General features: G+C 57.4%; 18 protein-coding genes. 17 read left to right on the forward strand and 1 reads right to left on the reverse strand.

Annotated elements, in window-relative coordinates; all coding sequences use genetic code 11:
• Nucleotides 1-83: 83 nt before the first annotated feature.
• Nucleotides 84-2573, reverse strand: coding sequence for a penicillin-binding protein 1A (locus AAC083_RS11405; protein ID WP_108536655.1), 2490 nt, complete (start codon nucleotides 2571-2573; stop codon nucleotides 84-86).
• Between the two features lie 285 nt (nucleotides 2574-2858).
• Between AAC083_RS11405 and tapM the strand changes: the two genes are divergently transcribed.
• The 17 genes from tapM to AAC083_RS11490 form a co-directional block, all read left to right on the forward strand.
• Nucleotides 2859-3932, forward strand: coding sequence for a PilM family type IVa pilus assembly protein TapM (gene tapM, locus AAC083_RS11410; RefSeq protein ID WP_108536656.1), 1074 nt, complete (start codon nucleotides 2859-2861; stop codon nucleotides 3930-3932).
• Complete coding sequence (gene tapN, locus AAC083_RS11415) at nucleotides 3920-4498, forward strand: PilN family type IV pilus biogenesis protein TapN (protein ID WP_108536657.1); 579 nt, start codon at nucleotides 3920-3922, stop codon at nucleotides 4496-4498. The genes tapM and tapN overlap by 13 nt, the downstream gene beginning before the upstream one ends.
• Complete coding sequence (gene tapO / locus AAC083_RS11420) at nucleotides 4495-5094, forward strand: PilO family type IV pilus biogenesis protein TapO (protein ID WP_042033837.1); 600 nt, start codon at nucleotides 4495-4497, stop codon at nucleotides 5092-5094. Before tapN ends, tapO begins: the two co-directional genes overlap by 4 nt.
• The gene (locus tag AAC083_RS11425) at nucleotides 5091-5621 is read left to right on the forward strand and encodes a pilus assembly protein PilP (protein WP_042033838.1); all 531 of its coding nucleotides are present in this window, start codon (nucleotides 5091-5093) and stop codon (nucleotides 5619-5621) included. The genes tapO and AAC083_RS11425 overlap by 4 nt, the downstream gene beginning before the upstream one ends.
• A gap of 15 nt (nucleotides 5622-5636) precedes the next feature.
• Nucleotides 5637-7802, forward strand: coding sequence for a type IV pilus secretin PilQ (locus tag AAC083_RS11430; protein WP_108536658.1), 2166 nt, complete (start codon nucleotides 5637-5639; stop codon nucleotides 7800-7802).
• Between the two features lie 191 nt (nucleotides 7803-7993).
• Nucleotides 7994-8512, forward strand: coding sequence for a shikimate kinase AroK (gene aroK / locus AAC083_RS11435; protein WP_005317117.1), 519 nt, complete (start codon nucleotides 7994-7996; stop codon nucleotides 8510-8512).
• 14 nt (nucleotides 8513-8526) lie between these two features.
• Nucleotides 8527-9606: a 3-dehydroquinate synthase gene (aroB, locus tag AAC083_RS11440; protein ID WP_042033841.1), complete on the forward strand. Its 1080-nt coding sequence runs from the start codon at nucleotides 8527-8529 to the stop codon at nucleotides 9604-9606.
• Nucleotides 9599-11206, forward strand: a complete 1608-nt coding sequence (locus AAC083_RS11445) for an SPOR domain-containing protein (protein WP_108536659.1) — start codon at nucleotides 9599-9601, stop codon at nucleotides 11204-11206. The genes aroB and AAC083_RS11445 overlap by 8 nt, the downstream gene beginning before the upstream one ends.
• Nucleotides 11207-11276: 70 nt before the next feature.
• The gene (locus AAC083_RS11450) at nucleotides 11277-12149 is read left to right on the forward strand and encodes a Dam family site-specific DNA-(adenine-N6)-methyltransferase (protein WP_042033844.1); all 873 of its coding nucleotides are present in this window, start codon (nucleotides 11277-11279) and stop codon (nucleotides 12147-12149) included.
• A 137-nt stretch (nucleotides 12150-12286) separates the two neighbouring features.
• The gene (gene rpe / locus AAC083_RS11455) at nucleotides 12287-12961 is read left to right on the forward strand and encodes a ribulose-phosphate 3-epimerase (protein ID WP_108536660.1); all 675 of its coding nucleotides are present in this window, start codon (nucleotides 12287-12289) and stop codon (nucleotides 12959-12961) included.
• Complete coding sequence (locus tag AAC083_RS11460; RefSeq protein ID WP_108536661.1) at nucleotides 12948-13616, forward strand: phosphoglycolate phosphatase; 669 nt, start codon at nucleotides 12948-12950, stop codon at nucleotides 13614-13616. The genes rpe and AAC083_RS11460 overlap by 14 nt, the downstream gene beginning before the upstream one ends.
• Nucleotides 13617-13655: 39 nt before the next feature.
• On the forward strand, nucleotides 13656-14660 hold the full coding sequence (gene trpS, locus AAC083_RS11465; RefSeq protein ID WP_108536662.1) for a tryptophan--tRNA ligase: 1005 nt from the start codon (nucleotides 13656-13658) through the stop codon (nucleotides 14658-14660).
• 124 nt (nucleotides 14661-14784) lie between these two features.
• Nucleotides 14785-15000, forward strand: coding sequence for a hypothetical protein (locus tag AAC083_RS11470; RefSeq protein WP_042039214.1), 216 nt, complete (start codon nucleotides 14785-14787; stop codon nucleotides 14998-15000).
• Between the two features lie 21 nt (nucleotides 15001-15021).
• Nucleotides 15022-15603 carry an aminodeoxychorismate synthase component II gene (locus AAC083_RS11475; RefSeq protein ID WP_108536663.1) on the forward strand — a complete coding sequence of 194 codons (582 nt, stop codon included), beginning with the start codon at nucleotides 15022-15024 and terminating at the stop codon, nucleotides 15601-15603.
• A gap of 277 nt (nucleotides 15604-15880) precedes the next feature.
• A complete protein-coding gene (locus AAC083_RS11480; protein WP_108536664.1) occupies nucleotides 15881-17098 on the forward strand; it encodes an aspartate aminotransferase family protein in 1218 nt (405 codons plus the stop codon).
• A 75-nt stretch (nucleotides 17099-17173) separates the two neighbouring features.
• A complete protein-coding gene (gene astA / locus AAC083_RS11485; protein WP_042039209.1) occupies nucleotides 17174-18193 on the forward strand; it encodes an arginine N-succinyltransferase in 1020 nt (339 codons plus the stop codon).
• Nucleotides 18194-18264: 71 nt separating this feature from the next.
• Nucleotides 18265-18974: aldehyde dehydrogenase family protein (locus tag AAC083_RS11490; protein WP_146181659.1), on the forward strand; the 710-nt coding region annotated here is incomplete at its 3' end.

An 18974-nucleotide genomic window follows, 5' to 3' on the forward strand; every position in this document is an offset into this window, starting at 1 on the left:
AAAAACAAATAAAAACAATGCCAGTCAGGCTTAACTGACTGGCATTAGGCGCCTGGCGCCGGTTTTTTATCTTGAGCTTTCGCTTAGAAGATATCGTCGGTAGAGACGGGCCCGTCAGTGGGCGAGCCGTCGCCGCCATAGACCTGATTGCCGTCCGAGCTGTGGGTCGCATAGCGGGTCGGTTCAGTTCCTTCCTTGAAGAACTCCTCCTTGCTGCTGTCATCGGTGCGGTTGGTCAACAGACCTGTTTCGCGATCGATCCGTACCCTGATGATCCCCTCGGGAACCGGCATCTTGCGTTCGGGCACCTGTTTGAGCGCCGTCTTCATGAAGTCGATCCAGATAGGTTGGGCTGCGCCGCCGCCGAATTCGCCCCGGCCAAGACCACGCTGGTGGTTGTCAAAACCGATCCAGGAAGTGGCGACCAAGTTCGGTGTGTAACCGGAGAACCAGGCGTCGCGGGATTCGTTGGTTGTCCCCGTCTTGCCGGAGATGTCGTGACGCTTGAGGTCACGAGCCGCCCGCCAACCAGTTCCACGCCAGCCGTTGCCACCCCAGATGGCGCTGGTCAGGGTATCCGTGATCAGGAAAGTGCTCTGGGCACTGACGGTCTGTGGTGCCAGGTTATTGGGCACAACAGGATCGATCGGGCACTGGGCCTTCCAGTCGCCGCTGGTATTGGCATAGGCATCGGCACTGTCGAGACCGGCCGCGGCCAGCACGCCGCAATCACGACAGGCGGCGGCAGGGTTGGCCTGGAACAGGGGTTGTCCGAGGCTGTCGATCACGTCTGTGATGAAATAGGGGGTGACCTGGAAGCCGCCGTTGGCCATGACGGAATAACCGCGCACCACTTCCAGCGGGGTGAATTCGGCGGCACCCAGCGCCAGGGATTCATTGCGGGAGATGGTATCGCGCGCTAACCCGAAGCGGGTCAGGCCGTCGATATAGGTGTCCAGACCGATGGCGCGCATCAGCCGCACTGACATCACGTTCTTGGACTTGGCAAGACCGAGGCGCAGCGAGGTGGGGCCTTCGTAGATAGCCGGGGAGTTCTTGGGCTGCCACATGGGGCCCTTGGAGGGATCCCACTGGTTGATCGGCGCATCATTGATGAGGGATGCCAGGGTATAGCCCTGTTCCAGCGCGGTGGCATAGAGGAAGGGCTTGATGTTGGAGCCTATCTGACGGCGTGCCTGATCGACCCGGTTGAACTTGGACAGCTCAAAGCTGAAGCCGCCAACCAGCCCCTCGATGGCGCCATCCTGCGGGTCCATGGCCACCAGGGCGGCGTTGACTTCGGGGATCTGGGAGAGCAGCAGCTCTTCACCCTTCTCCCGTACCCAGATTTGGGCGCCGACTTTCAGCATATCGTGGGCGGAGCGGGGGGCGAAGCCCTGGCGATCATCGGTGATGAAGGCGCGAGCCCATTTGATGCCGTTCCAGCCGAGTTCTGCCTGTTTGCCATTTTTCAGCACCAGAGTTGCACTCTTGTCACCCACTTGGGTGACCACAGCGGCCATCAGGGGCTGGTAAGTGGGCTGCTTGGCCAGGTGCGCCATGATCTGGTCGTAATCCCAGTCGGCTTCTCCCGCTTTCCAGAGCTGGGCTGTCGTGCCACGGTAGCCATGACGGGTATCGTAGTCGAACACCCCATCCAGCAGGGCCTGTCGGGCGGCACGCTGACGCTTGGCAGTGACAGTGGTGTAGACGTGAAGGCCCATGGTGTAGGCATCTTCACCGAACTGCTCCACCATCTTTTGGCGCACCATCTCCCCCAGATAAGGGGCATTGAGGGTTATCTCGGCGCCGTGAAAACGGGCCTTGATCGGCATCTTGGAGGCCTCGTCATATTGGGCCCTGGTGATCTTGCCGGTTTCCAGCATGCGACCCAGCACCACGTTGCGACGGGCGAAGGCGCGCTCCGGTGAGCGGATCGGGTTCAACATGGACGGTGCCTTTGGCAGGCCGGCTATGATGGCGATCTCGTCCAGAGTCAGGTCTTTGACCTCTTTGCCGAAGTAGACCTGAGCGGCTGCGCCTACCCCAAACGCGCGATAACCGAGCGGTATCTTGTTGAGGTAGAGCTGCAGTATCTCGTCCTTGGAAAGATTCTGCTCGATACGCCAGGCCAGGAATACCTCCTTGATCTTGCGCACTATGGTCTTCTCATTGCTCAGGAAGAAGTTACGGGCGACCTGCTGGGTGATGGTACTGGCGCCCTGACGGGCATGGCCGGAGACGGCCCAGACAGTAGCGGCTCGAATGATACCGATCGGATCTATGCCCGGGTGCTCATAGAAGCGGGCATCCTCGGTCGCGAGCACTGCGTCTATCATGGACTGGGGTATTTCATCCAAATGCAGCGGGATGCGACGAATTTCGCCAAATTGGGAGATCAATTCCCCGTCCCGGCTGTACACCTTCATCGGGGTGGCCAGCTTGACGTCGCGCAGCGCGGTCACATCGGGCAACTGGGGCTTGATGTAGAAGTAGATACCGATGAGGCTGGCAACACCCAGCACAGCACCCAGCATCATGACAATAAACAGGCGTACGAGCCATTTCAGCATGGAAGAACTACCAATCGTCTTAAAATTAGCCAACGGGCGCAGAGTATAGCCCTTTTGCCTCAGGGAATTCGAGGTTTTCCTGTCAGCAGTCAGGCTCCCCGAGAAGAGGCGGGAGGTTAGCATTCTGTGGCTCAATAACCAAGGGGAGGCCAGCGCGACAAGAAAGCGAAGTGCATCACTTTTTGGCGTAAACTTTATGATATTGATAGATATAGTATTTAGGATGAGTTAAGACATCATCAGCTGATTGGCTGTCTTGCAATCACTTCTAAAACCCAATAACGCATGGACGTGTATATGTTTGGGCTATTCAGTAAAGGTTACATGTTGCCCTTGGCGGGCATTGATTTTGGGAGCCAGACCATCAAGGCCGTCACTATCACCGGGCGCCTTGGCAAGCTGCATTTCGAATCTGTGGCCGAAGTGGCGACCCCCAAGGGGACGCTGGTCGATTATCAGTTGCAGGACATAGAACGGGTCAGCCAGTCTCTCAAAACCCTCAAGCGTCTTATCAGTGGCAACAGCCAATATGCGGCAACGGCCGTCACGGGTTCCAATGTGATCACCAAGGTCATTCAGGTTGATACGCGCCTCAGCGAAAACGAGTTGGAAAATCAGGTCCAACAGGAAGCAGAGCAGATAATTCCCTTTCCCCTCGACGAAGTGAGCCTGGACTTTGAAATCATCGGCATGGTCAATGATCAGGATCGTCAGGAGGTACTGCTGAGTGCGGCCCGCACCGAGAGCGTGAGTGGTCGAGTCACCGCCTTGGCGGAAGCCGGGATGATCACCAAGGTGGTGGACGTTGGAGCGCATGCTTTGGGCCGCGCCGTACTCGCCTGTCTGCCTGATTTGCTTACCTGGGAAAAACCGGTCGGTGTTATCGATATTGGCGCCAGCGCAATGACGTTTGTTGCGTTAATCAAAGGTCAGACAACGTATTCAAGAATTCAGAACTTTGGCGGTGATCAATATAGCCAGGCATTGTCCTCTTTCTATCAAATGAGTCTGGAGGAGGCTGAGCTTGCCAAGATGAAGGACACTCTGCCTGCCGACTATGAACTGGACGTGTTATTACCCTATATCAATGCCTTGTTGCAACAAATCAGGCGTAACGTTCAGCTGTTTTGCAGCTCCTCCGGACACAGGGAGCTATCCAAGCTGGTGCTGACTGGCGGTGGCAGTCTGATACCCGGGCTTGTCGCTCAGGTCCGCAATGAACTCAGCTGTGAAGTATTGCATCCCGATCCTTTCGCTTTGTTTGGTAAACCCAAAGGGGAGGGGGGACTCGCTCATGGTGCCAAATACATGACGGCGCTGGGTCTGGCAATGAGGAGCTTCACTCCATGTCAAATATAAACCTCCTCCCCTGGCGTGAAGCCAGAGCCCAGCGGCAGAAGAAGCAGTTCGGTGTCATGCTCGGAATTTTCCTGGCGATCACCGCCGCCCTCGGCTTTGCCGCCGACTGGCTGGTGGAGCAGCAGATCAGTTATCAACAGCAGCGAAATCAACGTTTGTTGCAAGAGATGACCATACTCGATGCGCAACTTGGCGAGATCCGGCTGCTCAAGGAAAGGCGCAAGGAGCTGATCGATCGCATGCAGTTAATTGAACGGCTGCAGATGCGTCGCAATCTTCCGGTACGGCTGTTCAACCAGTTGCCCTCGCTGGTACCCAACGGGGTGTATTTGAACACGCTTGCCTTGCAAGACAACCAGATCGACGTCAACGGCAAGACCGAAGCTTATGGTCGGGTTGCCAGCATGATGCGGCGCATTGATGGCTCCGGCTGGCTGGAGCAGTCACAGCTCAGCACGATTTTTGCGACCGACGTTGCGCCAGTTTCACTGAGTCAGTTTTCCATGACCTTCCAGGTTGCCGCTGCGGCAGGTACCGCCGTCGATGCGGTTAAGGGGCAAGAATGAACCTACAACAGCTCAATGAACTGGATCTCAACAACATTGCCAGCTGGCCCAAGTTGGCCAAGGGCATTTTCATCCTGTTTTTTTGTGCGCTGCTGGGCGGCGCGATCTATTACTACGTGATTGCGAACTCATTGGCCTTGCTGGCCCAGGAAACCAACAAGGAGGCTGAACTGAAGGCGCAGTTCGAGAGCAAGGCGATGCTTGCTGCCAATCTGGGGGCATACAAGATACAGATGGTACAACTTGAGCAGTTGGTTGATACCCAGCTCAAACAGTTACCCAATACTCACGAGGTGGCGGGTTTGCTGGACGATATCAGCTTCATTGCGACCGACAATGGCCTCACATTAAATCGCATCAACTGGGAGTCCGAGATAAAACACGAGTTTTCCACTGAACTGCCCATGCGGATCGAGGTAGTGGGTACCTACCATGAGATTGGCAAGTTCACGGCTGATATGGCGGCGCTGCCGCGGATCGTCATCCTGGAGTCGTTCACCCTGGGGCAGAGCAAGGAGCCAGACGAGATGATCAGCATGTCGATGCTGGCCAAGACCTACAAGTACAACGGCAAGACAGTGGGGCAGAAAAAATGAGGATGATCTGCGTACTCTTGCCCGTGTGTCTGTTGACCGCCTGCGGTGGGCAGGATGAGATGGATAACTATGTGGCTCAGACCAAGGCCAGGCAGCCTGTGCCTATCGAGCCGCTACCTGAAATCAAACCGTTTTCGCCCATGGCTTATCATCTCAGCGATCAGCGCAGCCCTTTCATTGCCCCCCAGCCCGAGGCCAGCAGTGCCAAGGTCGATGCCAAGATGAAACCAGATTGTGCCCAGATGGTCGTCAACAGAGAGAAAGAAGTCTTGGAGAGCTACTCGCTGGCCAGCCTGAGTATGCAGGGATCGCTCGGCAAGCAGGGTCAGTTGTGGGCCTTGATCCGGACGCCGGATGGTCAATCCGTCCGGGTGGGCCTCAACCAACATATGGGACTTGATCAGGGCCGAGTGATCAGGATCACTGATACCTACGTGGATTTGATTGAGACTATGCCGGATGGCAAAGGATGCTGGGTCACCAGAGAAACCCAGTTGGGCATGGCCAATCTTGAAGCAAAACGATAATCAGGGATGACTGCGATGAGAATAACAATCGGTACTGTAACCAGAGTTGCCCTGCTATTTTGCGCCGGGGCATGGAGCCAGGCCTGGGCAGTGGCCACTTTGCAAGAGGTGAAAGTGAATGCGCTGATGGCCGATCAGCTGTTGCTGGAGTTGAGCTTCAGTGAACCGGTCAGCGGCTTTACCGACCGGCTCTCCTATGAGCCCAATCAGCTGTTGCTGCATGTGCCAGGAGCCGTGGGGGCGCTCAATGTCAATCCGCTGCCCATCAAGCAACAGGGGGTCGATAATCTCAAGGTCGAGGGCAAGGGAGCCGGGCTCGACATCAAGATAGCGCTCGATCAATTGACCCCTTATCAGGTGCATCAGCAGGGCAACAAGCTGCTGGTCGCTCTGGGAGAAAAGGCAACCATGCCTCTCCCGGCTTCGACCCAGCCAGCGGGCATGGTCTCAGCACCGACGACCTCCCCTGCCTTTGTCAATCCTTCGCCTGTGACTCAATCTGCACCGGTGGCCGTACCGGTAGCCAGTAAACCCGTCTTGCCCGCGGCGCAGACCGGGGCAAGCGACGCCTATTTCAACTCCGTCAAGGGGGTGGATTTCAGGCGTGGCAAGGATGGGCATGGGGAGTTTCTGGTCACGCTGGACAACAGCTCGGCGGTAGTGGATGTCAGCAGCCGTGGCCAGACCGTGCTGGCCAAGTTCCATGGTACTCGAGTACCGGACGACCTGCTCAATCGGATCAATGTGCAGGACTTTGCCACCCCTGTCTCTCAGGTAGAGGTGTTCCGCCAGGGCAATGACACCCTGTTCGAGCTCTCCGTCAATGGCCAGTTTGATTACCGCTACGATCAGGCGGACAAGATGTTCATCGTCGAGGTGAAAAAGCGCACCGCGGTGACCGCAGGCAAACAGTATCAGGGCAAACCGATTTCGCTGAACTTCCAGGATATTCCTGTGCGTACCGTGCTGCAGCTCATTGCTGATTTCAACAACCTCAACCTGGTCACCACGGACTCAGTGTCAGGCAATATCACACTGCGGCTCGATGGTGTGCCCTGGGAGCAGGCGCTGGACATCATCCTCAAGGTGAAAGGGCTGGATAAACGACTGGATAACAACATTCTGTTGGTGGCACCGGCAGAAGAGATCGCCGCTCGTGAGAAGCAGCAGCTGGAGAGTCGCAATCAGGTGGCCGATTTGGCGCCGCTCTATACCGAGTACCTGCAGATCAACTATGCCAAGGCATCCGAGGTGGCGAATTTACTTTCATCCAAGAGTACCAAATTGCTCTCTTCCAAGGGGGCCGTGAGTGTCGATGAGCGGACCAACGTGCTGGTGGTCAAGGATACGGCAGAGGTCATCAGCAACATCAAGCGCATGCTGGATATCCTGGATATTCCGGTCAAACAGGTGGTGATCGAAGCGCGCATGGTGACCATAGATGATGGATTCGACGAGGCGCTCGGAGTGCGTTGGGGCGTGACCAAAAACGATGGTCATGGCAACAGTACATCGGGTTCCATCGAAGGTAATGATGGCTCCGGCAATAACAATGGCGGTTCGACCATCACCCGTCCCGGGGTGGATGACAGATTGAACGTCAATTTGCCGGTCACCAATGCCGCTGGCACCCTGGCATTTCAGGTGGCCCGTCTGGCGAATGGTACCCTGCTGGACCTCGAACTGTCGGCGTTGGAAAAAGAGAGCAAGGCTGAAATCATCGCCAGCCCCCGTGTCACCACTGCCAACCAGAAACCGGCGCTGATCGAGCAGGGGACCGAGATCCCCTATGTGGAGTCCTCCTCCAGTGGCGCCACCTCCGTCACCTTCAAGAAGGCAGTATTGAGCCTCAAGGTCACACCGCAAATCACGCCGGACAACCGGGTTATCCTGGATCTGACCGTGACCCAGGACACCAAGGGTGAGACGGTACCAACCGGTACCGGTGATGCGGTCTCCATCAATGCCCAGTCCATCACCACTCAGGTGCTGGTCAACAATGGCGAGACCTTGGTGCTTGGCGGCATCTATCAACAGACCATCAAGAGCGATGTCAGCAAGGTGCCTCTACTCGGTGATATCCCGGGTCTTGGCCTGTTGTTTCGCAAGACAACCAGCGAGAATAAAAAGCGGGAATTGCTAATTTTCGTGACGCCGAAGATAGTCACTGACGCCTTCTGAATGCTTTACATGTGAGGGTAAAACACATATAACCTTACGCCCCAATGAGACTGGGGCGTAAGGGCTGCGGTTGCCAGTCCCGATTTCTATTGAGATAATCCCCCTCCTGATCCATCGCAAGACAAGGTTCATAGGTACCCCGATCGAGTGTTTGTCGGGGTCGTACAGTTTGTAATTACTAATGAAAAGACATGGCTGAGAAACGCAATATTTTCCTGATAGGTCCCATGGGTGCGGGCAAGAGCACCATAGGTAGACATCTGGCAGAACAACTGCATATGGAGTTTTTCGACTCAGATCATGAGATTGAGCGCCGCAGTGGTGCCGATATCGGCTGGGTGTTCGATGTTGAAGGCGAAGAGGGTTTCCGGATCCGCGAAGAGAAGGTCATAGGCGACCTTTCAGAACAGCAGGGTATCGTGCTGGCGACGGGTGGCGGTGCCATCAAGAGCCGTGAAACACGGAACAAGCTCTCTGCTCGCGGTATCGTGGTGTACCTCGAAACAACCATTGAGAAGCAGCTGGCACGCACACAAAGAGACAAGCGTCGCCCACTGCTGCAAACCGAAGAGCCGCCGCGCGAAGTACTCGAGCGTCTGGCACAAGAGCGCAATGCGCTGTATGAAGAAGTGGCTGACTTTGTCATCCAGACTGATGATCAGAGCGCTAAAATTGTTGCTAATCAAATTGTTAAGTTGATTGGCATGTAATCTAGAGGACGTCCATGGAAAGGTTGAAGGTCGAACTGGGTGAACGCAGTTATCCCATCGAGATAGCGGCGGGTCTGTTGCAGCATGCAGAGGTGCTGACACAAACCATCAAGGGCAAACGGGTCATGATAGTGACCAATACCGTTGTTGCGCCCTTGTATCTTGAGCGGATTATCCAGTTGCTGTCCGGTTTTCAGGTTGAACACCTGATCCTGCCGGACGGTGAGGCCTACAAGACCCTGGCAACCTTCGAGCGGATCATGTCTGCTCTGCTGGAAACCAACCATGGTCGGGACACTACACTGATCGCCCTGGGGGGCGGTGTGATTGGGGATGTTGTCGGCTTTGCTGCGGCAAGCTACCAACGTGGCATTCCTTTTATTCAAGTGCCTACCACACTGCTCTCCCAGGTTGATTCCTCCGTCGGCGGCAAGACCGCCGTCAATCATCCCCTCGGCAAGAACATGATTGGGGCCTTTTATCAGCCCAAACATGTGGTTATCGACACCGAATGCCTCAAGACCCTGCCTGCCCGTGAATTTGCCGCCGGCATGGCCGAAGTCATCAAGTACGGCATCATCTGGGACGCTGAATTCTTCTCCTGGCTCGAAACCAACATGTCCCGTCTGCAGGCGCTGGAGCCGGCTGCCCTAGCGTATGCCATTCGCCGCTGCTGCGAGATCAAGGCCGATGTGGTAGCGCAGGACGAGACAGAGCACGGTGTGCGTGCCCTGCTGAACCTGGGCCACACCTTTGGTCACGCCATCGAGGCCGAAAAAGGCTATGGTAACTGGCTGCACGGCGAAGCCGTTGCCGCAGGCATGATGCTGGCTGCATTCACGGCCGAGGTGCGTGGCGAGCTGGATAACCGGCAGGTAGCCCGTATCCGCGATCTGCTGCTGGCGGCCAATCTACCCATCCAGGCCCCGGCCGAGATGGATTTCGATGCCTTCATTCGCCATATGCGGCGTGACAAGAAGGTACTGGAAGGCAAGCTGCGACTGATATTGCCAGTCGGTATCGGCCATGCACAGGTGGTGGCCGATGTCTCCGATGCTGAATTGTTGGCGGTGATCGAGTCTGGTCGTGAGTAATAATAAACTGCTTAAACTTCCTTCCCAGCGGCAGCTGGTTGACCGGCTGCTGCACCTGATTGAATTCAATCACCCCTTTATTTTTCTCTCTGGCAAGCAAGGCAGTGGTCGCGGCACCCTGTGTGAATCCCTGCTCGGTGCCCTGCCCGAAAAAGTGCGAGTCGTGAGCCTGATTGGCAGTCCGGCCATGAAAATGGCGGACGTGCGTCAGTTGCTGTTGCCGCAGGTGGTGGCAAGGCCGCTGTTCAATCCACAGGATGCGCTGGCCGACAGCTTCTTTCGCATGCTGGAAGGCAAGTCTGCCACCTTGCTACTGCTGATCGAACGTGCTGACGAGTTGCCCGCCGAGCTGGTTGGTGAGCTGTGGAGCCTCTGTCGTCACAACGATACCCTCTCCGTGCCGCATCAACTGGCCATCGTACTCTCCGGCAGTGACGTCTGGTGTCGCAACCAGAAAGTCCTGCTGAAAGGGCGGGCCATGCCGGCATTGGAGCTGGAAGTGGCGCCACTGAGCGCGCCAGAGCAACGTATCTTCTTGTATGAGAAAGCCAAAGAGCTCAAGATCCCGGCAGCCCTCTTGCCCAAGTTGAAAGTGGAAGAGATCCTGAACGCGGCAAATGGACATCCGTCCATCATCATGCAGTTACTGGAGGATATCATGACCGACAGAAGGCCCAAGAAGCGTCAGGCAGAGTTGCCCGTCAAGAAGATTGCGACCGTGCTGGCAGTGGTTGCCGCCGGCTTGCTGGCCCTGAGCTATCTGCTGCCAGCTCTGTTTAACGGTGAGAGCAAGCGTTCTGTGCTGGAACCTGCGCAAACCACGGCTTTGCCCATTCCGGTGTCTGGTGGTGATCCCCTGACCATAGGCGGAACCGATACCGGTAGCGATGGCCGGAGCGGTGGTCAGGGCAGTGCGAATGCCAGTGGTGATAACCCGAGCGGTGTGGTGCGCGATTGGCAGCCGGATGCCAAGGTATTGCCCAAGGTGGTCGAGAGCGAGCCCATGACCACCGAATCGACCAATTACGAGGGGCGCCGGGTGGTGATCTCCGATGAAGTGGTCGAGAAACTGATGAACCAGCCCAACGTCAGCGGTGCCTTGCCCATGGTCGTGGTGGATGAGCTGACCGGTGCCGATTCCCAAGCCGTTTCGACTCAGGTTGCCCAGGCTCAGAATACATCGACCCAGGGCCTGCTTGCCAAGCCGGCCACCGCGCCCAAGGCCGAGAGCACCCCAGTTGCAACCAAACCGGTCGCCAAGCAAGCCGTGGTTGAACCCGTGGTGGCACCGTCACCCAAGGTGGCGTTGACACCGGCAGCGACCCTGAACAAGAAGCCCAAGCGTCATTACAGCATCCAGCTGATGGGCGCGAGCAACACCAAGGCCGTCGACAAGTTCGTGGCCGAGCACGCTCTGGCAGGCAATGTCTGGGTTTACAAAACCCAGTTCCGTGGCAGCCCCTGGTACGTGGTATTGCAAGGGGATTATGCCAACGCAGCTCAAGCCAAGGCTGCCATTCGCAAGCTCTCACCCGCCCTGCTCAAGGGGCAGCCCTGGCCCAAGTCGTTTGCTCAGGTACAAAAAGAGTTGAAGCAATAGCCATTGCGCCCGGTAAGGGGGTAGAATCGTCCCCCTTTTTTGGTCGATGCCTTTTTAACACCGGATTTCCATGAAAAAAACACGCGCTTTTTTAAAATGGGCCGGGGGAAAATACTCCCTGGTTGAAGAGATTGCCGAGCGCTTGCCGGCCGGGCGTGTGTTGCTGGAGCCCTTCGTCGGGGCCGGGTCCGTGTTTCTCAACACCGACTACGACGCCTATGTGCTCAACGACATCAATCCGGATCTGATCTGCCTTTACAACCATCTCAAGCTGACGCCTGACCGATTCATCGCCGAAGCGCGCAAGTTGTTTGTGGCCGAGCACAATCACAAGGCGGCCTACTATCGGCTGCGTACCCAGTTCAATCAGACCGAAACCACCTTTGAGCGGGCACTGTTGTTCCTGTTTCTCAACCGCCACGGTTTCAATGGTTTGTGTCGCTATAACAAGAAGGGCGGCTTTAACGTGCCGTTTGGTTCCTACAAGAAGCCCTACTTCCCGGAGAAAGAGCTATGGGCTTTTGCCGAGAAGGCGCAGAAGGCGACCTTCATCTGCGAAAGCTATGCCGATGCCATCAAGCGCGCCGAGCCGGACTGGGTGATCTACTGCGATCCCCCCTATGCGCCGCTTTCCACCACGGCGAGCTTCACCACCTATTCCGCAGGCGGTTTCACGCTGGATGATCAGGCCATACTGGCGCGGCTGGCCCGTCACACGGCTGCCCACAAGGGGGTGCCGGTGCTTATCAGCAACCACGACATAGAGCTGACTCGCGAGCTATACCGTGGCGCTCGACTGGACGAGATCCTGGTCAAGCGCACCATCAGTCGCAACGGTGGTAGCCGCAACAAGGTGGCCGAGCTGCTGGCGCTCTACCCGCCCGGTATCGAACCGGAGCAGGGTCACTACCCCAGCGATGCTGAGCTTGTCTCACTCGGCTGATCTTCTGGCGGCACCCTCGGGTGCCGCTGCTGTTTCCAGGTTTTGCTGCTCTTCTCCCCGCATTCGGATCGTTTTCATCGGATATTTGCGGTAAAATTACGCCGCTTTTTCTGCCCGCTAGCCAATGGATGACGCTGATGAAAGACTTTCTGATTGCCCCCTCGATCCTGTCCGCCGATTTTGCCCGTCTGGGCGATGATGTTGCCAGAGTGCTGACCGCCGGTGCCGACGTGGTGCATTTCGACGTGATGGACAACCACTATGTCCCCAACCTGACCATAGGCCCCATGGTCTGTCAGGCCCTGCGCGACTATGGCATAGAGGCACTGATCGATGTGCACCTGATGGTCAAGCCGGTGGATCGCATCGTCCCGGACTTCGCCAAGGCGGGCGCCAATCTGATCACCTTCCACCCGGAAGCGTCCGACCACGTGGATCGCACCCTGGGCCTCATCAAGGAGCAGGGCTGCCAGGCGGGTCTGGTGCTGAACCCGGCGACGCCGCTCACCTGCCTTGAGTACGTGATGGACAAGCTGGATGTGATCCTGCTGATGTCGGTCAACCCGGGCTTCGGGGGTCAGAGCTTCATTCCCGGCACCCTCGACAAGCTGCGTCAGGTGCGTCGCCTGATCGACGAGAGTGGCCGTGACATTCGCCTCGAGATCGATGGCGGCGTCAAGGTCGACAACATTCGCGAGATCGCACAAGCCGGTGCCGACATGTTCGTAGCTGGCTCTGCCATCTTCAGCCAGCCGGACTACAAGGCGGTGATCGACCGGATGCGCGCGGAGCTTGCCCATGTCGAACGCTGAGCGTGATTTTGATCTGGTGCTGTTCGATCTGGACGGCACCCTGATCGACAGCGCCCCTCAGCTGGCGCTGGCGGTTAACCGTACCCTCACCGAGCTGGGACTGGCCGAGGCCGACGAGGCCGTGGTGCGTACCTGGGTCGGCAACGGGGCCGACAAGCTGATCCAGCGCGCGCTGGATTACCGTGAGGCCCCTGTGCTGTTTGCCAAGGCGCGCCCCCTGTTCGATAGGCACTATCAGGCCTGTCTGCTGGAAGGGCTGGCCATGTATGACGGGGTTGAGCAGAGCCTGCGCCGCCTGCAGAAGCTCGGTTACCTGCAGGCCGTCGTGACCAACAAACCGAGTCACTTCGTGCAGCCCATCCTGGATGCCCTCGGCATCAGCGACTGTTTCGCACTCTGGCTGGGTGGCAACTGTGTTCCCGTTAAAAAACCCAGCCCGGATCCGCTGCTGCATGCCTGTCACGAGCTGGGCGTCAGCCCGTCGCGGACCCTGATGGTGGGTGACTCCGAGAATGACGTGCTGGCCGCGCAGGCCGCCGGCATCAAGGTGGTGGGATTGACCTATGGCTATAACTATGGCCGCCCCATTGCAGATTCCCGCCCGGACTGGGTATGCGAGCAGTTTGCCCAACTCGATGCACTCTTGGCCGAATAAGGCTGCCGAGCTGGCCGAATAACAAGGATTAACACTCTCATGACTAAACCTATCGTACTGAGCGGGGCCCAACCCTCGGGTCAGCTGACCATCGGCAACTACCTGGGGGCCCTGCGTCAGTGGGTCAATATGCAGGATGACTTCGACTGCCTTTACTGCATCGTCGACCTGCATGCCATCACCACCCGCCAGGAGCCAGCCGCCCTGCGCAAGGCGTGTCTCGATGCCGCCGCCCTCTATCTGGCGGTGGGGATCGATCCCAAGAAGAGCACCGTCTTCATCCAGTCTCACGTGCCGCAGCACGCCGAACTTGGCTGGATCCTGAACTGCTACACCCAGATGGGCGAGCTGTCGCGCATGACCCAGTTCAAGGACAAGTCCGCCCGTTTCGAGAACAACGTCAACGTCGGTCTGTTTGGTTATCCGGTGCTGATGGCTGCCGATATCCTGCTCTATCAGGCCAATCAGGTGCCGGTCGGCAACGATCAGAAGCAGCATCTGGAGCTGACTCGCGACATCTGCACCCGGTTTAACAATCTGCACGGCGAGGCGTTCACTCTGCCAGAGCCCTTCATCCCCACCGATGGGGCACGGGTTATGAGCCTGCAGGATCCGACCAAGAAGATGTCCAAGTCCGATGACAACGAGGCCAACTTCATCGGTCTGCTGGAAGATCCCAAGCAGATCGTCAAGAAGATAAAGCGTGCCGTGACCGACTCCGACGAGCCGGCGGTGGTGCGGTTCGATCCCCAGAACAAGCCGGGGGTCTCCAACCTGCTGACCCTGATGTCCGGGGTAACCGGTCGCTCCATTCCCGAGTTGGAGCAGCACTTTGAAGGCAAGATGTACGGTCACCTCAAGACCGAGACTGCCGAGGCTGTCGTTGCCTTGCTGGAGCCTATTCAGGAGCGCTTTCGCGAGTTGCGTCAGGATGAAGCTCATCTGCAAACAATTTTGGCGGCAGGTGCACAAAAGGCACGGGAAAGGGCTGAAAAAACCCTGACCAGGGTATATGATGTCATCGGCTTTGTTCCTCGAGCCTGACATACTGGGAAGGTGTAGTAGAAGAGAGCTGGGTATTTGCCTAGCTTTCTTTGTTTTTACCCGACCTGCTATTTGTTAATTCATCTTCCAATTTCAAACGCGGGCTTTTGCCCCAAGAGTAAGCATGTCTGTCGAATCCAATATCATGATTGAAGAGCTGGGTGACAAAGGTCACTGGCTGCGTAAATTTCGCAAGGCCAAGAACCTCAATACTCTGCAGCTGATGGTCTCCAACGCCATCGACAAATACCACAAGACCCCTGCCATCGCCGCCGCCATCTATCTGGCCGAATGCCAGCGCGAGCGCGAAATGGAACAGGGTCGTTATCTGGATCGTTAATTCTCTGTCTCTGGTTGCCCCATGCTGTTGCTGATCGATAACTACGACTCCTTTACCTGGAACCTGGTGCAGTATTTTGGCGCTCTGGGGCAAGAGGTGGTGGTGAAGCGCAATGATGAATTGACGCTGGATTCTATCGCGCAGCTCTCCCCCCGTTATCTGGTGATCTCCCCCGGCCCCTGCACGCCCAATGAGGCGGGCATTTCCCTTGCGGCTATCAGCCGCTTTGCCGGTCAGCTCCCTATCTTGGGTGTCTGTCTCGGCCATCAATCCCTGGCGCAGGTCTTCGGGGCCCGAGTGGTGCGTGCCCGTCAGGTGATGCATGGCAAGACGTCGCTCATCCGCCATCAGGGGCAGGGTGTATTTCGCGGTCTGAACGATCCGCTGCGGGTCACCCGTTATCATTCGTTGATCGTGGATCAGGGCACACTGCCCGACTGTTTCGAGATCACCGCCTGGAGCGAGCACGCCGATGGCTCTTTTGACGAGATCATGGGCTTGCGCCATAAGCAGTTGAATATAGAGGGAGTTCAGTTCCATCCGGAGAGCATCCTGAGCGAGCAGGGCCACCAATTGCTGGCCAATTTTTTAGCAACTTCCTGAATCGTTGTGATCGGCTTCCCAGAATCGACATGAAGCCAAAAATATTTTCCCTGACACTTTATTCACCCCCCTCCCTGTCCAAATTATCTCTTGCCAATACCCCCTGAGCCGTTATGCAATGCGGTTGCCTAAAATCTCACAGGCAATCGAACATTGTTCCCTGTAACTCGTGTTGTTGCAGACTTTTAGCTTTTTTTCTGTGACAATGCCGATGTGTTTACATGGATTTAACTTTTGGGCGGTGGATTATTCTGTCGCCAGATCGAAGGAGAGCAATATGTCAGAGTTGTTGGCAGTGACACGTGAAGTGTTTGATGAAGTGATGGTTCCCAACTATGCGCCCGCCAAGATCATCCCGGTGCGTGGTGAAGGGTCACGTGTCTGGGATCAGGAAGGCCGTGAGTATGTCGATTTTGCCGGTGGGATAGCCGTCAATGGTCTCGGCCATTGCCATCCCAAGCTGGTCGAAGCGCTGAAAACCCAGGGCGAGAAGCTGTGGCACCTCTCCAACGTGATGACTAACGAGCCGGCCCTGCGCTTGGCCAAGAAGCTGGTTGCCGCCACCTTTGCCGACAAGGTCTATTTCTGCAACTCGGGCGCCGAAGCCAACGAAGCGGCCCTCAAACTGGCCCGTCGTTACGCCATCGAGAAGTTCGGTGCGCACAAGACCCAGATCATCGCCTTTCATCAGGGTTTCCATGGTCGTACCTTCTTTACCGTCAGCGTCGGTGGCCAGGCTGCCTATTCGGATGGTTTCGGTCCCAAGCCGGCGGATATCACCCATGTGACTTACAACGATCTGGCGGAGCTGGCTGCTGTCATCTCCGACAATACCTGCGCTGTGGTGATGGAGCCGCTGCAAGGGGAGGGGGGCATCATTCGTCCGACCGACGCGTTCGCCAAGGGCGTGCGTGAGCTGTGCGACAAACACAATGCCCTGCTGGTCTATGACGAAGTGCAGTCCGGGGTCGGCCGTACCGGTGATCTCTACGCCTATATGGGTCTGGGTGTCACGCCTGACATCCTCACCAGCGCCAAGGCGCTCGGCGGCGGCTTCCCCATCGGCGCCATGCTGACCACCAACGAGATCGCGGCTCATTTGAAAGTGGGTACTCACGGTTCCACCTACGGCGGCAACCCGCTGGCCTGTGCGGTGGCCGAGGCGGTGATCGATGTGGTCAACACCCCGGAAGTGCTCAGCGGCATCAAGCAGCGCGAACAGCTGTTCCGTGCCGGGCTCGATGCCATCAATGCCAAGTACCACTGCTTTAGCGAAGTGCGTGGCAAGGGTCTGTTGCTCGGCGCCGTGCTGAACGATGACTACAAGGGCCGTTCCCGTGACTTCCTGCTGGCCTCTATCGATCAGGGGGTGATGGCACTGGTCGCGGGTACCAACGTGGTGCGTTTCGCCCCCTCGCTGGTTATCCCGGAAGCGGACATCAAGGAAGGGCTGGCCCGGTTCGAGAAAGCGGTTGCCCAGGTGGTTAACGCCTGATCCAAATTGAGGTGGGGAGCCCTCCCGGCAGGAGCCGGGACCCCACCTGTCGTCAATGAAAGGGAGTTGTCATTTATGTTGGTTATCCGTCCCATCGAGCAAAAAGATTTTGCCGGTCTCAAGACCTGTGCCATTGAATCCGGCACCGGCATGACTTCGTTGCCTGTCAACGATGAACTGCTGCAGCGCAAGATAGATGCCTCGACCCAGACCTTCTCGGACAAACCGGCAGGTAAGGGTGATTGCCTCTACTTCTTCGTCGCTGAGGATCTGGAGACCGGCGAAATGGTCGGTACCTGTGCCATCGATGCGGCCGTGGGCCTGTCCCAGCCGTTTTACAACTATCACATCGGCAAGGTGGTGCACTCTTCCCCCAAGCTTGGCATCTACAACGTGGTCGAGACGCTCACGCTGTCCAATGACTACACCGGCAATTCCGAACTCTGCACCCTGTTTCTGCGTGAATGCGCCCGCGAGGGGCTCAACGGCCGCCTGCTCTCCAAGCACCGCTTCCTGTTCATGGCCGAGCATCCCGAGTTGTTCGACGATACCGTCTTTGCCGAGATGCGTGGCGTCTCCGATGGCAATGGTCACAGCCCCTTCTACGAGTGGCTGCAAAAGCATTTCTTCTCGATGGATTTTCCCACCGTCGACTATCTCACCGGCATTGGCAAGAAGCGCTTCATCGCCGAGTTGATGCCCAAGTACCCCATCTACGTCAACCTGCTGAGCAACGAGGCGCGCGCCGTCATCGGCCAGACCCACGACAAGACCCGCCCGGCCATCAAGATGCTGCAGGATGAAGGCTTCGTGAACCGGGGCTATGTCGATATCTTCGATGCAGGCCCCACCGTCGAGTGTGACGTGAAGAATATCCGCAGCGTGCGCCGCAGCCAGAAGCTGCGGGTGCTGATCGGCGAACCCATAGGTGGCAAGATCCATCTGGTCTGCAATACCCGCTACGAGCACTACCGTGCCTGCTACGGCAATATCCGGGTCGATCTCGACAAGCATGAAGCCATCATTCCGCCCAAGATGGCGACGGCACTCAAGGTGCAGGATGGTGACATGGTACGCGCCGTCGATCTCGATTGAGCCGTATTGGCAGTAAAACCGCATATGAAACAGGCAGCCAACGTTGCTTGCGAACCACAGGGAGTGAATGGATGAGCCAGTTAGTACAACTGATAGACGGTCAATGGCTTGCCGGTGAAGGCAAGCCATTCGAGTCAAGGGATCCGGCGAAGAACGAGGTTATCTGGCAAGGGGGGGCTGCCAGCGCCGCCCAGGTGGATGCCGCCGTCAAGGCTGCCCGCGCTGCCTTCTACCATTGGTCCGATATGAGCCTGGAGGCGCGTCTTGCCATCGTGCGTCGTTACGCCGATCTGCTCGGCGAGCACAAGGAGGCGCTGGCGCTCACCATCGCCCGCGAAACCGGCAAGCCCCTGTGGGAAACCCGCACCGAAGTGGCCGCCATGCAGGGCAAGATTGCCATCTCCATCCGCGCCCATGACGAGCGCACCGGCACGGTCGAAAACCCCATGCCGGGTGCCAAGGCATTCGTGCGCCACAAGCCCCACGGCGTGGTCGCCGTGTTCGGCCCCTACAACTTCCCGGGCCATCTGCCGAACGGTCACATAGTGCCTGCGCTGATCGCCGGTAATGCCGTGGTGTTCAAGCCTTCCGAACTGACCCCCATGGTGGCCGAAGCCATGCTGAAGATCTGGCAGGAGGCGGGACTGCCCAAGGGCGTCCTCAACCTGGTGCAGGGCGAGGTGGAGACCGGCAAGGCGCTGGCAGGTAATCCGGATATCGACGGCCTCTTCTTCACTGGCTCGTCCCGTACCGGCCACTTCCTGCACCAGCAGTTTGCCGG

It is taken from the genome of Aeromonas sp. HMWF014 (genome assembly GCF_963878295.1).
Taxonomy (GTDB): Bacteria; Pseudomonadota; Gammaproteobacteria; order Enterobacterales; family Aeromonadaceae; genus Aeromonas; species Aeromonas popoffii.

Coding starts and splice junctions, on each gene's coding strand:
- AAC083_RS11405 (WP_108536655.1), bottom strand. CDS start 2,573: ATGCTGAAATGGCTCGTACGCCTGTTTATTGTCATGATGCTGGGTGCT.
- tapM (WP_108536656.1), top strand. CDS start 2,859: ATGGACGTGTATATGTTTGGGCTATTCAGTAAAGGTTACATGTTGCCC.
- tapN (WP_108536657.1), top strand. CDS start 3,920: ATGTCAAATATAAACCTCCTCCCCTGGCGTGAAGCCAGAGCCCAGCGG.
- tapO (WP_042033837.1), top strand. CDS start 4,495: ATGAACCTACAACAGCTCAATGAACTGGATCTCAACAACATTGCCAGC.
- AAC083_RS11425 (WP_042033838.1), top strand. CDS start 5,091: ATGAGGATGATCTGCGTACTCTTGCCCGTGTGTCTGTTGACCGCCTGC.
- AAC083_RS11430 (WP_108536658.1), top strand. CDS start 5,637: ATGAGAATAACAATCGGTACTGTAACCAGAGTTGCCCTGCTATTTTGC.
- aroK (WP_005317117.1), top strand. CDS start 7,994: ATGGCTGAGAAACGCAATATTTTCCTGATAGGTCCCATGGGTGCGGGC.
- aroB (WP_042033841.1), top strand. CDS start 8,527: ATGGAAAGGTTGAAGGTCGAACTGGGTGAACGCAGTTATCCCATCGAG.
- AAC083_RS11450 (WP_042033844.1), top strand. CDS start 11,277: ATGAAAAAAACACGCGCTTTTTTAAAATGGGCCGGGGGAAAATACTCC.
- rpe (WP_108536660.1), top strand. CDS start 12,287: ATGAAAGACTTTCTGATTGCCCCCTCGATCCTGTCCGCCGATTTTGCC.
- AAC083_RS11460 (WP_108536661.1), top strand. CDS start 12,948: ATGTCGAACGCTGAGCGTGATTTTGATCTGGTGCTGTTCGATCTGGAC.
- trpS (WP_108536662.1), top strand. CDS start 13,656: ATGACTAAACCTATCGTACTGAGCGGGGCCCAACCCTCGGGTCAGCTG.
- AAC083_RS11470 (WP_042039214.1), top strand. CDS start 14,785: ATGTCTGTCGAATCCAATATCATGATTGAAGAGCTGGGTGACAAAGGT.
- AAC083_RS11475 (WP_108536663.1), top strand. CDS start 15,022: ATGCTGTTGCTGATCGATAACTACGACTCCTTTACCTGGAACCTGGTG.
- AAC083_RS11480 (WP_108536664.1), top strand. CDS start 15,881: ATGTCAGAGTTGTTGGCAGTGACACGTGAAGTGTTTGATGAAGTGATG.
- astA (WP_042039209.1), top strand. CDS start 17,174: ATGTTGGTTATCCGTCCCATCGAGCAAAAAGATTTTGCCGGTCTCAAG.